General features: G+C 33.7%; 12 protein-coding genes. 10 read left to right on the forward strand and 2 right to left on the reverse strand.

Features of this window, described 5'->3' with window-relative positions; translation table 11 throughout:
- Nucleotides 1–111 precede the first annotated feature (111 nt).
- Complete coding sequence (locus ACQKIM_RS01770) at nt 112–510, reverse strand: glucosamine 6-phosphate synthetase (protein ID WP_427538144.1); 399 nt, start codon at nt 508–510, stop codon at nt 112–114.
- A 542-nt stretch (nt 511–1052) separates the two neighbouring features.
- Here ACQKIM_RS01770 and ACQKIM_RS01775 point away from each other — a divergent pair.
- Nucleotides 1053–1376, forward strand: a complete 324-nt coding sequence (locus tag ACQKIM_RS01775; protein WP_427538147.1) for a DUF1827 family protein — start codon at nt 1053–1055, stop codon at nt 1374–1376.
- Nucleotides 1377–2012: 636 nt separating this feature from the next.
- Complete coding sequence (locus ACQKIM_RS01780; RefSeq protein ID WP_427538150.1) at nt 2013–2843, forward strand: hypothetical protein; 831 nt, start codon at nt 2013–2015, stop codon at nt 2841–2843.
- A gap of 737 nt (nt 2844–3580) precedes the next feature.
- Here the strand turns inward: ACQKIM_RS01780 and ACQKIM_RS01785 are convergent.
- Entirely contained in the window at nt 3581–3799 is a 219-nt protein-coding gene (locus tag ACQKIM_RS01785; RefSeq protein ID WP_427538153.1) for a DUF3951 domain-containing protein, read from the reverse strand.
- Nucleotides 3800–4046: 247 nt separating this feature from the next.
- Between ACQKIM_RS01785 and ACQKIM_RS01790 the strand changes: the two genes are divergently transcribed.
- The 8 genes from ACQKIM_RS01790 (at nt 4047) to ACQKIM_RS01825 (ending at nt 15293) form a co-directional block, all read left to right on the forward strand.
- Nucleotides 4047–4727, forward strand: a complete 681-nt coding sequence (locus tag ACQKIM_RS01790; protein WP_427538155.1) for a hypothetical protein — start codon at nt 4047–4049, stop codon at nt 4725–4727.
- 21 nt (nt 4728–4748) lie between these two features.
- Nucleotides 4749–5231, forward strand: a complete 483-nt coding sequence (locus ACQKIM_RS01795) for a hypothetical protein (RefSeq protein ID WP_427538157.1) — start codon at nt 4749–4751, stop codon at nt 5229–5231.
- A gap of 1366 nt (nt 5232–6597) precedes the next feature.
- Complete coding sequence (gene comX, locus ACQKIM_RS01800; RefSeq protein WP_427538160.1) at nt 6598–6759, forward strand: competence pheromone ComX; 162 nt, start codon at nt 6598–6600, stop codon at nt 6757–6759.
- A complete protein-coding gene (locus ACQKIM_RS01805) occupies nt 6732–9092 on the forward strand; it encodes an ATP-binding protein (RefSeq protein ID WP_427538163.1) in 2361 nt (786 codons plus the stop codon). Before comX ends, ACQKIM_RS01805 begins: the two co-directional genes overlap by 28 nt.
- Before the next feature lie 1768 nt (nt 9093–10860).
- On the forward strand, nt 10861–11406 hold the full coding sequence (locus ACQKIM_RS01810; RefSeq protein WP_427538166.1) for a helix-turn-helix domain-containing protein: 546 nt from the start codon (nt 10861–10863) through the stop codon (nt 11404–11406).
- A 267-nt stretch (nt 11407–11673) separates the two neighbouring features.
- Nucleotides 11674–12672: an ABC transporter ATP-binding protein gene (locus tag ACQKIM_RS01815; RefSeq protein WP_427538170.1), complete on the forward strand. Its 999-nt coding sequence runs from the start codon at nt 11674–11676 to the stop codon at nt 12670–12672.
- Nucleotides 12659–13663, forward strand: coding sequence for an ABC transporter ATP-binding protein (locus ACQKIM_RS01820; protein ID WP_427538173.1), 1005 nt, complete (start codon nt 12659–12661; stop codon nt 13661–13663). The genes ACQKIM_RS01815 and ACQKIM_RS01820 overlap by 14 nt, the downstream gene beginning before the upstream one ends.
- 31 nt (nt 13664–13694) lie before the next feature.
- Nucleotides 13695–15293: an ABC transporter substrate-binding protein gene (locus tag ACQKIM_RS01825; protein WP_427538175.1), complete on the forward strand. Its 1599-nt coding sequence runs from the start codon at nt 13695–13697 to the stop codon at nt 15291–15293.
- Nucleotides 15294–15335 lie beyond the last annotated feature (42 nt).

Here is a 15335-nt window from a genome sequence, read left to right on the forward strand (position 1 = left end):
GTTATTGTTCTAACGAGGGGATGGTTCGATCCTTGTGGATTCTTCGGTTTTCTACTAACTCTATAGAACTAAATAAGCTCTCGTTTTGCATATAAACGAGAGCTTTCACTATTAATCACCAGCTAGAGTGAGAAGGTAGTTGTCTCGATCCTTTTCATCTTGCATTTTATTATCAACCAGCATAGCTCCGTACCATACCTTTGTCATATCATGATCCACTAAAAATTGAATATTCACTTTCTTTTCCTTATTACTGATTGGACAATCTCCTTTAAACTCTACAACATTCTGTCCTTTTTGTGTTTCAAAATATACCCAGTATGGATTTTTACAAGCACTTGCCAATCCAGATTCTAACGATTTTTGACTGTTTTCAAATGAATAGTTTTTAACGTATGTAATATATTCATTATCTGTAATGTCCTTTTGTGGACCATAAAAGTACCAAAATACCCCTAAAATCCCAATTGGCACAATCCACAATATATTCCTTTTGCTTAATTTCCTCATATTTGCATCCCCCTTTATTAGATTATTTTATCATTTTTATACTGATTTTTGCTAGCTTACAATAATATTTTCTAGTTTTTGTTTTATTGTCATAGCTAAAATGGATTGAGTCTAGGAAATGATATGCCTCAACACTATCACGGTGAGTGTCCAGTTTGCAGAAAGCTGTTCTTTTACTGACGGTGAATATAAATATTTTATTTAATTTTTAAAATTGGTTTGTTTACATTTCAAATGAGTCACTTTTTTTCTTACTGTATTATCAGCAAATTTGTTTAGAAATTGTTCAGAACGGTATGTTATTTTTAGTAATGTAACATGACAAATGTTATTCATTGCGCAAAAAAGATTGGACTCAAATGATGTGAGATTTGAGTCTAATTTTTTTGTTTCTATAAGAATCATTTTTTAGATTTTTAACAAGAACTATACATCCCAGATTATTTAATATAGCAATTTGGCTATGTATTTCCAAGCATTTAATAGAGTCTGAACATTTTAGTTGTAACGAATAAACGTTTTTCGGCGGGGGGAGGGATAAAATGGCTATAATCTATCAGTTTTCAAATAGAACATTTCGAGATATAACAAATGAAGGGGTAGTTGACGTAGAAAAAGTTGCAGCTGATTTTATTGGAAGCGTTGTAAAAGTCTACGAACGCAAAGGAACAATAATTGTACACATTGAAGATAAGAAGGCTAGTCATGCAAGTATTTCTAATGCTAATGGTCAAGTTAAGGAATGGGAAATTAGATATGCAATTGAACAGGTTTTAGAAAAAGAAATAAAAGATGTGCTTGTACATGTCAGTAGAACTGGAGTAATTCATGTATGCAATAAAGAGGACAATACTTTTATCAAATAGGATTACTGATTTTTTACAGTGAACCAAGTTAGACTTTTTTGGAGCAATTATGGCTCCAACTGAAATGTTAAATACATATTTGGCAATTGTAAAAGGCATTTGAGAATGGATTTCTTAATGCCTTTTCATATTGTTGAAAAACGATTATGTCAATGAAAATCCAGATGTGAAAAAGATTGCTCTTCCAAAATGAGGGGATAATCTTCATTCCAACTTCGTCCTTCCTATAGACATGCGATGAAAAATTAGGTTTTAACTAGAGTGGACATAGATTCTACCCTAATTCATTAAAGAAAAAAATTTTAATATGTTAGGAGTTTATTTTCTAATATATGCTTTTTTTGATATAATTTTCAGATAATATGAAAAGGCTATAAAGAATTTAAATTAGCATTTGTGGGTTGTATTATTTATTTAAATCGAAAAAACTCAACAGAAAATGTCCCGTTGAATATCGAATGGATTCTTATAAAAGTACAAATTTTTGAGGTCAGATCATAACAAAGGGATTCCTAAATAATAGCTACAGGGAATATCTAGCCATTCGTGAGGAGATGGGACAGATCATCAAGATGTTAATTGATTCAAAGATTTTGGAGGCAGGTAATTAGGAAGGGAAAAAAGGAGGAGTTTGCATTGCTTGAATGGACTAGTGATACATGGGGGAAGCTGATGGGACCATATGGCTCTGGTGAGAACGTGCCGACGCTGCTAAAGCAGTTGATGCAGGAGTATGACCAAGAAACGGCTGATGAGCTCTTTCAGGAATACTTGTTTCATCAAAATACGATTTATACAGTCACATATGCGGCTGTTCCTTATTTAGCCCAGATTGCTCGTTCAACGAAAGATCCGAAAGTGCAGCGAGAGCTGTTTATTACATGCGGTATCATCGAAGCGAGCCGTGACAAGAACGACTCTGCGCCATATCCTGCAGCTTGGGTGGAGCTCGCTGAGAACGTGGGAGCATCCATCTGTGAGGACATCTATAGTGGATATATAGAGGCAATACGTGATGTAGCGTCATTAGGAGAAGAGGTACGTATTCATGCTGCTCGTGCTCCAGTTGATGATGTGGAGAAGCGTTATATTCTTGCCGCTGATGCAGCTTTTCGGGAATCGTACAAGTTGGCAAATATGCTGTTGACGTTTGTGTCGGGGGATGAGTACATTGCAGTGTGTCAAGAGTGCAAACAGGATGTATATTTATGGCCGAATGGAGAGGGTGAGTGCATACAGGCATTTGCACAAGACCCTGTGTTCGAAGAGGAACAAGAGGCCCATATAGTTATACCTGTGTCTAAATTTTCGGATGCGGATCAAGTGGTGTTGGCAGATCAAGTGACGGCGATTGGCGAACATGGACTGACCCGCGATTTGCCATATTTGGCTGGTGACACAAAATGTCCCTCGTGCGGTGTGCACCTACCAATTTGGCTAGCAATGCTGTCGATATTTGACTACTGAGGCTGTCAGTATGTTAGATAGGGTGTAGTGGAATACCAATATCCACTTAAGGTGAGTGACGTTGAGAATTTTAATAAGCATAAATTTTATCTTCTTTCAGCAAATGTTTTTGTATCGAAAGTATAGCGGCAGATACAGAAGACTCCCACCTCTACAGGTGGTGAGATGAATGTGGTTTTGGTTCTTCACGGATTTTCAAAGGAATGAATAAAAGGATGTTAGCCTAAAATCTTCGCATCCTGCGAAAACGGCTAACTGACCTGCATCGGTAAAAACGCCACGTCCTGTGGCATTACCGAAATCGTATCGGCCCTCGTGCAGGCCTTGGCACAATTCAAAATCTGAACGCAATTACGCCAAGGAGAAATTGATTTGTAAAAGGGGATGGAAAAATAATCTTGAATCTGCGGTCTAAACTAGCAATCGGTGTCCCATCCAGCGCTGAATTTCTTGTATGTAATTTGGCAGGTAATTATAATACTGGAGCAGGTAGATGTAATTGCTATCCAAGGAAATTTGTAATTTGCTGATTATATTTCGTCATGAGAGCGTTTCTGAAGGGTAGCAATAGTCACAAGGTATTATCATAGAGTCTAAAACTAAAATTAAAAAGAGAAAGATGTAGTATATAGTTAATCTTTCTCTTATACTAGATGAAACTCTTAACCCAACTTTTCATTACATCGTCTTATTATTCAATAATACTTTTCTTAAGTAGAACAAACATACTATGTAAATTATTTTGATTCATCCTTATCATCAGGATCTATATACTTTGTCTGTTCCTGTAAATCTTTATCACTGTTAGTATTGTTAGTTCCTCTAGATAAATCGTCAAATGGTGTATACATATTGGTGATTTTCTTTTTCTTTACAACAAAATTGTATACGCCGAGAATTATTAACCCAATGAACATAACTCCAATTACAACATCAATAGCATTAATTATTTTCATAACCTCCTTTGTTTTATTAATTATATATTAACAATAGTTTTTGTAGGATTAATTGAATTGAAATAATAACACGCCAAATACCGCCAATACCAATGGCGGTATTTGGCGTGTTTTATTGTATAGAGCGCCAAAAAGTGGCGGTAATATTTTGTTGAATTTCCAAAATAAGTAATGTTAAGATTAGCTTAACAAGCTAGTGAAACCATCTAGATTAAAGTTTATATAATAAAAGGAGGTAATGATGAATATGAAAAAAGTTCTATGTGCTTTATTATTAGTAATCTTAATGGGAGTTACCACAAACGCAGGCTTTGCTAAAACAATTGAGCCAGAAAAGAATGATGCTAATTATGAAATAACTGATGAAAAAGATATTGATCAACAAGAAATTGATAGAAGATTGAAGGTTGTCTTTGATTATCTTAATGAATATGCCAATGATGTAGATTTTAATGGACAAAGCCATTTAATATTTGAGATACCTATTGAAGAGAATATTGTAGTATATGCTAAAATCTCCAATCAAGAAGCATTAAAAGCAAGAGTAATTGGTAGTAGTTCTTATTCAGTAAGTGCAAATACAACATACAATTACACACTTACATTAAATAATATAGTAGGTACTGGAGACACTACAGTTTATACTGTAAATTATACTACTGGAGACCCTATATCTTCAGGGAAAGACGCGTATAGGCTAACTGTTAATAAGGTTTCCATTAAAGGGACTGCACCTTCAGGTTATAGTTTAGGAAATAATGATACTTGGATTGGAAATACAAACGGTAACCTAATAGTAGATACAGGTGGTTATATAAAATATACACGTGTACTTTGGGCAGATAAAACTGTTAATTTTAATAAAGTTAGTCTTGGTAGTGTTGTAGGAAGCAAAGTAGTAGTAGACTATTCATATGATGTTAACTAAAAATGGATGAAAGTGATGTACATGAAAAATAAAACTATATTAATTCTAATCTTGTTACTATCCTTAGCTGGTACGATCTATTTTCTTATTGAAAAACAAGCTGTAGCAGGTTCAATCACTCCAAATGTTAAGGTAGAGATGCGCGAAGAATTACCAAATGGAGAGAGTAAGGTTGTAAAGCCCATTTACGAAATTGATGAGCAAATGCAAAATTGGCTCAATAAAAAAGGCGAAGAATTAACGACCAATATTACGAATCAATTAAAGGTAGATCGTAAGAATGTTAAACTGGTATTAGCACCTATTGCTACTGGGGAAAATAGAATGTTAGATGTATCTTGTTCGGTTGTCCTGCTCAATTCAGAACTAGCATTAGGCGATGAAAGGATTCAAAAAGTAGTTGAGGAGATAGTCGAAGCAATTACTAACCAAACAGATGCAAGGGTAACAATTCGTACAGAGAATATTGTTATTACAAATAGTAATAACGGAGTTCTTCATTAAAATTAATCAATAAAGAAGACAGACAGCCGTTTGAATTGAACCCTGTATAATCGACACTTTAAAAAGTGAAATTACTCAGGGTTTTTTTAATTTAGATTAAATCCTATCATAATATATTTTATGATTTGGCACTTCTCCATCTATGAACTTGTTAAGTAAATAGTGAAGATAATAAAAATGCTTTAAGTGGCTTGAACCTTTAATTGTAAAGGATTTAACCCATTTGGAGCTGTACTGCCTGAAAAATAAATTTGTAACGAACATACTAAACTGTATCATCTGACACAAATGCTGTATTTATCTGTAACTATCAAACAGAACAGAAAAGCAAGTTAGAGCAAGTACCGATTAATGATGTTAAGTCTGAATGGTATTCAAAGTATAAATATAATATCTGCCTTGATGAGAAAGCGTATTTGAATGATTTCCCTAATGGATACTGCTTTTTTGTTGAGCTTTGGGAAAGCGAAAAAGGTGCTCCCATTTTGTTGTTATTCCAATATCATTAAGAGTCCAAAAAAGATTAATGAGATAGGTATTTAGTGTTTGATAGCCTTCACTGATGATTCCGAAATGCATTTTAATTAAAATAAATAGGCAGCTTGAGTTCTTATTAGATTTGGAACCAAACCACAATATTTGACTGGATACTCCGATTTGTTGTTGATATACAGTTTGATGACAACGGATTTTTTTAACAGTAGGTAAGGGGAAGGATTAGAACAGCTTGCTCACACTATTATAAAGATGAGCTTTAAAAAGTGATGGTTATTGAGATATTTGAAATTGAGCGAGTTTATTAGGAACGATGAAAGATTAATTAGGCATATTGAGGACATAGATTTTGAATTTGATTAACCTTTTTACAAATGAATGTTTAAATAGAAGGATATTCCAAAATAATATATTTGATTTGGATTAATTATACTCTAAGGATTAATTGGGTTTTAGTGTATAACATTTTTGTAAATAGACAATGATACGTTAGTTTAATAAGACCACGTACTGATGATCTTCCACAAAATTCTATTAAGAGCGTGTTTTGAGAGATTTTTTCAAAACATGCTTTTTCCATTTGCACTTTATTCCAAGCCTACAATATCAGTATCTAAAATTAAATTGTCAAAAAATGAAGAAGATAAAGCCTGTTTTTAGCAAAATCAGCTCTCGATATATTGAATTTTAGCAATTATTAGAAAATAATGTTGATAAATTGGATAATAAAAGTATAATGTAAGTATAGTTGCATTTATGGTTATTAATCCCTTATAAAAATTGAATGGTAAAATACTATTAATAGAGATTGAAATACAATTGAATATGCCGAAAAATGTAACTATAAAAACTAATGAAATGAGGAGATTTTATGATTAACATGATTCAATATTTGGAAAAAAACCCGTCACTACTTACATTGTTAAAAGAAAATAAGGCTTCTCTAGTTGGTGTTACAGAGCTTGAGCAGAAGGCAATCATAACATCCTTTGATGATGAAGAGACATGTTTAGAAACGGGCTTTTGGCACTAAACTTTTTGAAAAGTAATTGGCTTTGGCTTGCTATAAGTACTTATCTTATATTAGGAAGTTATTTGATATCTGTTACTTATAGCACGCCTTATTTGGGAATTAAACTGAAAGAAGAGAATGGACAATGGTTAATAATTGAGCCATTTTATAAGGAATGGGCAAATAAGCAAAGGATTTCAGCAGGGGATATTATTTTAGAAATTGATGGTAACAATATTAATGAACTAAATATTATTAAATATGATCCTGTAATTAGAGTGGCTAAAGAGTTAAAGTTTGTGAACCAAGAAGATGGACAGTTAATTCATTTACAACTAGAACCATCTGACATTCCTGAACAATTTTTGTATATATTTTTTTTACCAGCATGTTATTTTTTATTAAGTTTAATTGTTTCTCTCTACTTATATAAAAAACAAAAGAATTCGAGTTTAATAAATTTACTTATTCTGTTTATTCTTACCGTATCATTGGCTTATGTTAGTATTGGTGCATCAGGAATGTTAGATAATGTTGGGACAGTTGTGAATCGAAGTAGTATGATACTTTGTCTTGTTCTTTTGATTCACTTTTTAAGAAATTATTTTTTATTTTTGAATTTAAAATGGTTATTTATCTACAACATTAAAATAATATATATATTTCCTTTAATTATAGTTTCTTCTTTTAGTATTTTCAGTATCATCTACCCATTTACAAATACTTTACTCTCTATTTTTACCCTGTGGTTATTTTTTATTTTATTAATAATAATTTTTGGTATTTTAGGGATAGGCTATTTAAAATATAAAACCCCTCAATTGAAAATTTTTTTATTAAGTATTATTAGCCCTTTCTTACCATTCCTTTTTTTGTTTGCTTTACCGCAAATTATTATTCATAAATATATACTCTCTGCCGAAATATGCTCCTTATTTTTGTTGCTTATACCATACAGCTTCATATGTACACAGCTCACGGAACGCATATTTGATATGGAGTACTATATAACTCGCTTACGTCATTATTTTAATTTTTCATTTGCTTTTACAGTGTGGCTATTAATAGGTCTCTACTTGATAACTGATTTATCTATTTCAGGAATGACAGAAATTTTCCTTTTTTCCTTCTTCTCTTTAATAGCACTTTTCTATATTAAAGAAAAAATAGATTATCATAAGCGAAAAATCCTTTTTTCAACAAAAGGGGATTATATTCATAGAATGTATACGACCATTGATAGTATTGGAAGAGTCGTAAAGATTGAAGACTTATTGGAGAAATTTGTTCACGAAGTTGCTTTACATCTTGAGATTAATCATATAGACGTACTAACTTATGATTTACAAACACAACAAGTTACTTTTTTAAGCAAATCAAAAGAATATACACAAAATCAAATGGATGAAGTGTTACTAGAAGAACTACGTTTAGGGGATATAAAGAAAACTGAGCATTTTTATATTGCTTTTATTCACCAAGATATAAATTATAAAAGGATACTAGTCGTAGATCATAATAAATCTATCTATCTAAAGGATGAGGAATTATTATGGCTAGAATTATTGCTTTTATATTTAAATAATTTTATAGAAAATACTAAAATGGTGGAAGAACTTTTAGAACAATTAAAGCAGATGAAAGAAGCAGATAATAATCAGTTGCCGTGGCTCAATAAGCTACTTTGGCTACGATTTGAACAAGAAAAATATCAATTAGCGCAAGAGCTTCATGATACGATTTTACAAGAGCAGCTCCATATTGCTAGAGAAATGCATGAAGTGATTCATGCAAAGAAAACAACAAATGTACAAACGAACCTATCTAAAGTACATGACCATATGATTGCATCGTTGACTGATTTAAGAGGTTATTGTGAAAATTTAAAACCTCCACTATTAGATACATTAGGATTAAATGCAGCGCTTGAGAAACTTATTCAAAAAGTTCATAAATGTGCTGAATTTGTTTTGATTTACACCATTGATCGTCTTTATTTAGAGGATGAGCGTTTAAACTTGATGATTTATCGGATTTTTCAAGAGTTAATAAACAATGCGTTGAAGCATTCACATGCCAACATTGTAGAAATTTATCTCTTAGAAACAGATGGTGGCTTTGAAATCAATTATTCTGACGATGGTGTAGGATGTAAAATGGATGAAATCATTCTTGCGGATTCAATGGGAATCAGGGGGATGCAAGAGAGGGTACGGGCCTTTAATGGCAAGTTTTCTATCAATACCAATATTGGAGATGGAATGTCCATTCGAATTAAGGTATATGAAGGAGAACAAACCCATTCCTATGGCTACGATACTTATAATAGACGACCAACTCATAGTAGGGGATAAAATATTACAGTCGTATACTTTATTGTGCCAAAAGCATCTGCTAGGAAATCAATACAATAGATAAGAAAATGTTGAAGAGCGCATTTGTTGAAGTTCAATCAGAAGAAAGTAGTTGAACTTTATGAAAATTGAACAATACCTCACTATGAAAGAATCTATTTTTATCAAATAGATTCTTTCATGTTGTTGAAATACTATTATGTCAATGACATCAAGGTGACAAATCAAAAAGTATAGCCCTTTTTCAAAACGAGGGGTTGATCTCCGTTCCGACTGAGTGCTTTGTTGCTGTCGCTTCGCTTTCGCACAGAGCAAAGCTTCCTGGGGGCGTCCGATGAGCCGCTTGGGGCAACAGATGTTTTTTGCGCGAAAGCGAAGCGGCAGCAGCAGGAGGTTGGTTACGAAGGCGTTGTCACAGGACGTGACGGTTTTAGCCTTCGTTCCCCTAATCTGCTCGCTCCAGGGTCTCATCTGTGACGCTGTGAATCCCCGAGGAGTCACTCAGTCTACACTCCAATCAACCACTGCTCATAGTATATTTTCTCTGGTATTCCAAACAAATTTAAAGTAATAAATTGAAGTCTTAGCCATCACTTTATTATGCAAAAATGGAGCTTTGATAACATTTTTTTTGCGAAAGCAGAGCAGTACTTTATGTAAAGTTACAAAGTAGTTTTATGCATAAAATATAGGTTAATAGCTGTAGAATTTGTACCAATATTCTATCCATTTAATGATGGTGAGTAACATGCTTTTACTTTACTTTTCTTTTGAGGGAAGAAAATATTTAAAGTTCTACACTATTGCAGATTGGAGTGCAAGGCTACTCGACTCCCGTGGGATAGCGAGACAGACGAGAAACTGAGGCCAACACGATGTTGGTCACGAAGGCGTTGTTGCTGTCGCTACGCTTTCGCACAGATAAATTGTCACAGGACGTGACGCATTTAGTCTTCGTTCCTCCAGCGCAGGAAGCGGCTCGTCGCTCGCCCACAGGAAGCCTTGCTCTGCGCGAAAGCGAAGCGTCAGCGGCAAAGCGAGTAGCCTGGAACGGAAATCACCTTCATTTTGACTAAATATTCACAAAGAGTCCCTTGACTATTTAATTTTTCAACACTATGAAAGAATCTATTTTTATCAAATAGATTCTTTTTTTTTCGTAAAATATGGTCTTGGTAGTTGAGTCCCGTTTTCATAAAAATTCACCATTTACAATTTTAATTCTCCTGTATTAGTGTTTACAAGATCTTTAAGTTAGTAGTCTTCGTTTACAAGTTCATATTTAATCTGTTCACATAGTGCAGCTTTTCTAATTTTTTTCGTTTAACATGCACCATTTTACAGCTTCATTAAAACCCACCTGCTATAAAATAGGGCTATAACTCCTTCCAATGACCGAAAAGTACATTATTTATTAAATTTGCTCTTTTCCACTTTCTGTTTTCACTATAATTTCTGACAGCCTACTCTTTCGAATAGATTATAAACCAATACATCCATCCTTTATTACCACTCATCCATTTAAAATTTAGATTTTTTCTTTAGTAGTCAGCATTCTCGGTGCCTCTAAACGATTATTATCTATCTAAAATCAACAAATTTTTTATGGTATTACTGCTATATTACAAAGATATCTTAAAAAAATATTATAGTAAGAATATAAAGAATATTTTAAAATTTAATTTACATTTATAAAAATTATGATAAGATTGTAATAAATTACGGTTATACAGTAATTATTCTTCTGTTAAGAGAAAGGAATTCAGTTATGGAAGAAATTTTTCAAAAGATAAAGCAATTAAGGTTTGAACAGGGTATGACTTTGAAAGAATTGAGTGAAAAGACAGAATTATCTGTCAGTTTTTTATCCCAAATTGAGAGAGGAACATCATCTTTAGCTATCACATCATTAAAAAAAATTGCTGACGCGTTTGGTGTGAAGATGATTCATTTCTTCGAGGAGACGGAAGATCTAAATTACGCAGTGAAAAAGCAAAATCAAAAACCTTTTAAAATAGAAAGCTCTGATTCTACTTATGTTAGGTTAAGCAATAACTTTCCAGATAGAAAAATAGAGCCATTTCTCGTAACAATAAAGCCTCTTCAAAAAGAAAACGAACCATTTAAACATCCGGGTGAAGAGTTTTATTACGTTCTAAAAGGTGCAGTATTATTCACTATTGACCAGACAGAATATTACTTGCGTGAAGGAGAAGCAATACATTTCCCTTCAAATCTCACTCATATATGGGAAAATCCTTTAAATCAGGAAACTGTATTACTTTCCGTAATCACTCCAGTTATTTTTAGTTAAATAGATAAAAGGGAAATTTATCTAGTTGTTTTAAGATTTATTTACTTGAGGAATATTAGAATTTCAAAACGAATCCATTCATTTTAAAGATCTTATACACTATTACTTGATCTTTCGACAATCGAGCAATAATTAATTGAATGTTCCTCAAGCCAAATTGCGTGCTAAAAATTAATATATTCAATTTTTTGAATTGTGAATCTATTGATTTCTGCAGTACTATTCTAGCAATTATTTTTAACAATACTTTTGAAAGAGGTGAAACTGATGACATTACTAAAAGTGGAGGATTTGACGATTAAATTCAAGTCACGCCAAGGTGTTGTCAAAGCAGTAGATAATTTAAGCTTTGAACTAGACCAAGGAAGTTCATTAGGAATCGTTGGTGAAAGTGGTAGTGGCAAAAGTGTTACCTCCCTTACTATAATGGGACTTTTACAAAATGCTAATACTGAAATCACTGGAAATATTGATTTTGATGGTTTAGATTTGTTAAAACTCTCACCTCATGAAATGCGGAAAATTAGAGGGAATTCTATATCAATGATATTTCAAGAGCCAATGACCTCACTTAATCCTTTACATACTTGTGGTAAGCAAATTATGGAACCAATCTTGATTCACCAAAAAGATGTAAGTAAACAAGAGGCAAAAAACCAAGCAATTGAATTACTAAGAATGGTAGGAATTCCTTCTCCTGAGCAGAGATTTCATGAATACCCACACCAAATGTCTGGTGGTATGCGACAAAGAATTATGATTGCCATTGCTTTAGCTTGTAATACTAAACTATTAATTGCCGATGAGCCTACTACTGCATTAGATGTTACTATTCAAGCTCAAATTCTAGATTTAATGAACAGTCTGAAGAAAAAGAGGAATATGAGTATTATTATGATCACCCATGATTTGGGTGTCGTGAAAGAAATGTGTGAGAAAGTAGTAGTCATGTACACTGGACAAATTGTTGAAAAAAGTCCAACTGAGTTAGTTTTTGCCGATCCTCTTCATCCATATACAAAAGGATTGCTTAATGCTATACCTAAAATTTCTAGTAAAGTGGAAAGACTTGAAGCGATTGAAGGTAGTGTCCCTGATGCACTGAATATGCCAAAAGGTTGCAGTTTTCATCCTCGTTGTAAATATGCAACAGAGAAATGCAAATTGGAAGCCCCACCATTATTTAAACTAGAAGATGGTCGTGAAGTAAAATGCTTTATTTATGACGGATCTGAAAAGGGTGGTGATGTGAATGGTTCAAAATAATTCCAATAATATAGCTACAGTATCGAACAGCAATGGCACAGAAAACATTTTAGAGGTTTCACACTTAAAAAAGACCTTTCATATTAAAAGCCCAGATGGGAAAAAAGGCTTGCTTAGAGCAGTAGACGATGTTTCTTTTACGATAAAAAAGGGTGAAACTTTTAGTCTTGTCGGTGAAAGTGGATGTGGTAAAAGTACATTAGGCAGGACATTACTTGGTCTATATGCACCTGACCAAGGATCTGAAATTTTATTTAATGGCGAGGATATTACAAAGTTCTCAAAATCAAAACGGAAAAATTTTGCCAAAAAGGCACAACTGATTTTTCAAGATCCATCTGCTTGCTTAAATCCACGTAGAACCATTAAGCAAATTTTATTAGAACCATTCAAAATTCATAAAATACAAAATGGTGAAGCAAAAATTAAAGAACTAATGGATATGGTTGGTCTAGCAAATCGTTTCCTCGATAGATTTCCTCATGAAATGTCAGGAGGTCAGAAACAAAGGGTTGGAATTGCTAGAGCATTGGCACTAGATCCAGAGCTTATCGTGTGTGACGAACCTGTCTCAGCTTTAGATGTGTCAATTCAAGCACAGGTCATTAACTTACTAGAGGACTTACAAAAACAATTGAACCTTACTTATCTATTTATCTCACATGATCTCAGCGTTGTACACCATATTAGTGACCGAGTCGCAGTAATGTATTTAGGTAAAATTGTTGAATTGTCTACTCGTGATCAACTATATGATAAAACGAAACATCCTTACACAAAGTCGCTCCTTTCCTCTGTTCCAGATATTAGCGATGAACATCGAGAGAAAATTATTCTTAAAGGGGATGTTCCAAGTCCATCTAATCCGCCTGCCGGATGTCGGTTCCATACAAGATGCCCTGTAGCGATGGATATTTGTAAAACACAGGAGCCTGACTTTATTCAAACTGATAGTAAGCACTTTGCAGCATGTCATTTGCATACAAAGTAAACTATAAATTTATTATAAAAGGGGAATTTGGATGATGAAAAAAATTTCTTTACTTTCTATCCTATTGGTATTGGCTCTATCACTTATCGCCTGTAGCAATAAAGAAGAAAAAACAAATGAATCTGGAGGCACATCTAACACGGATACAATCGTTATTGGGGTTGCTTCCGACTGGAAAACATTAGATCCAGCTCGTGCTTATGAAGTGTTTGGGAATTTCTATTTCTATGCAACATATGAGAATTTATACACGTTGGAAGGATCAGATCTTACACCAAAGCCAGCACTTGCAAAGGAATATACGGTAGACGAATCTGGACTTGTGTATACATTTAAGCTAGATGAGGGTCGTAAATTTTCGAGCGGTAATGCTGTAACTGCAGAGGATGTAGTATTTAGTTTTAATCGTACAATAAATTTAAAAGATAATGCCTCTGCACTTGCAGAAGGAGTTGCTAGCGTGGAAGCACCAGATGACAAGACTGTTGTTGTCAATCTTAAAGAAAAGGATGCATCATTCCTTTCAAAACTTACAAGTAATGCCTTTGCAGTTGTAGATAGCAAAGTTGTGAAGGAACAAGGTGGTTCAGATGCAGCTGATGCAAGTTCAACAGATGCAGCCACTACTTATCTAGATGGGGCATCAGCAGGCAGTGGTCCATATGTATTAACGAAGTGGACTCCAAATACAGAGATGGTTCTTGAAAAGAATCCGAATTATACAGGTACTGTGAATGCGAGTAAGATTATCATCAAAGAAATTCCGGATCCAAATACACAAATTAAAGCACTTGAAAAAGGTGAAATTGACGTAGCATTAAGCGTTGGACCTGACCAAGTGAAAAGCATCAAAGAGGGTGGAAATGCCAAGGTAGTATCTTCACCAACTTCAACAATTTCATTCTTACTAATGAATAATAGTACTGAAATAGGAAAAGAAATGGCGGACCCACTTGTTCAGCAAGCTGTTCGTTACGCACTTGACTATAAAGGCTTCCAGCTATTAGCAGGCGATGGCTCATTATTACCAATGTCATTTGTTCAAGATGGTTTTGTTGGTGCAAAATCTAGACCAGATAATTATCAAAACTTAGATAAAGCAAAGGAATTGATGAAGCAGGCAGGATATGAAAAAGGCTTTACAGTACCTCTAACAGCTGCTAATTATGATTCAGAAGGACTTTCGTGGGTAACAATTGCTGAAAAAGTAAAAGAAGATCTTGCGAAAATTAATATTAATGTAGAAATTCAAACTGGAGATGTTGGGGTTGTTATCGAAGACTATCGAAATGGAAAAACACCATTCCTAGTGATGCACTGGTCACCTGACTACTACGATCTAAGCAACCAATTAGCATTTATTCCAGGTGATATAGTAGGAAAACGTGCAAACTGGGAGTCTTCAGCAAATGCAGAATTAGTAAGTTTAGCTGAACAAGCGAAAGTGGAAATTGATGTTACAAAACGTGCAGAAATTTCCGAGAAAATGCAGGAAATAGTTGCTGAAAATAGTCCATATGCATTCTTAGTACAGCACCCTAAATCATTTGCTGTAGGTGCGAACCTTGAAGGTGTTACTTACAACGACCTTTATAAATTACGATTAAATGAATTAAAGCTTTCAAAATAATTTTTTACAATTAAGCAGCTACTCGTAGGTAGGTAACTACAT

The organism is Lysinibacillus sp. NPDC047702 (assembly GCF_050272555.1).
Classification (GTDB): domain Bacteria; phylum Bacillota; class Bacilli; order Bacillales_A; family Planococcaceae; genus Lysinibacillus.

Coding starts and splice junctions, on each gene's coding strand:
- ACQKIM_RS01770 (WP_427538144.1), bottom strand. CDS start 510: ATGAGGAAATTAAGCAAAAGGAATATATTGTGGATTGTGCCAATTGGG.
- ACQKIM_RS01775 (WP_427538147.1), top strand. CDS start 1,053: ATGGCTATAATCTATCAGTTTTCAAATAGAACATTTCGAGATATAACA.
- ACQKIM_RS01785 (WP_427538153.1), bottom strand. CDS start 3,799: ATGAAAATAATTAATGCTATTGATGTTGTAATTGGAGTTATGTTCATT.
- ACQKIM_RS01790 (WP_427538155.1), top strand. CDS start 4,047: ATGAAAAAAGTTCTATGTGCTTTATTATTAGTAATCTTAATGGGAGTT.
- ACQKIM_RS01795 (WP_427538157.1), top strand. CDS start 4,749: ATGAAAAATAAAACTATATTAATTCTAATCTTGTTACTATCCTTAGCT.
- comX (WP_427538160.1), top strand. CDS start 6,598: ATGATTAACATGATTCAATATTTGGAAAAAAACCCGTCACTACTTACA.
- ACQKIM_RS01805 (WP_427538163.1), top strand. CDS start 6,732: ATGTTTAGAAACGGGCTTTTGGCACTAAACTTTTTGAAAAGTAATTGG.
- ACQKIM_RS01810 (WP_427538166.1), top strand. CDS start 10,861: ATGGAAGAAATTTTTCAAAAGATAAAGCAATTAAGGTTTGAACAGGGT.
- ACQKIM_RS01815 (WP_427538170.1), top strand. CDS start 11,674: ATGACATTACTAAAAGTGGAGGATTTGACGATTAAATTCAAGTCACGC.
- ACQKIM_RS01820 (WP_427538173.1), top strand. CDS start 12,659: ATGGTTCAAAATAATTCCAATAATATAGCTACAGTATCGAACAGCAAT.
- ACQKIM_RS01825 (WP_427538175.1), top strand. CDS start 13,695: ATGATGAAAAAAATTTCTTTACTTTCTATCCTATTGGTATTGGCTCTA.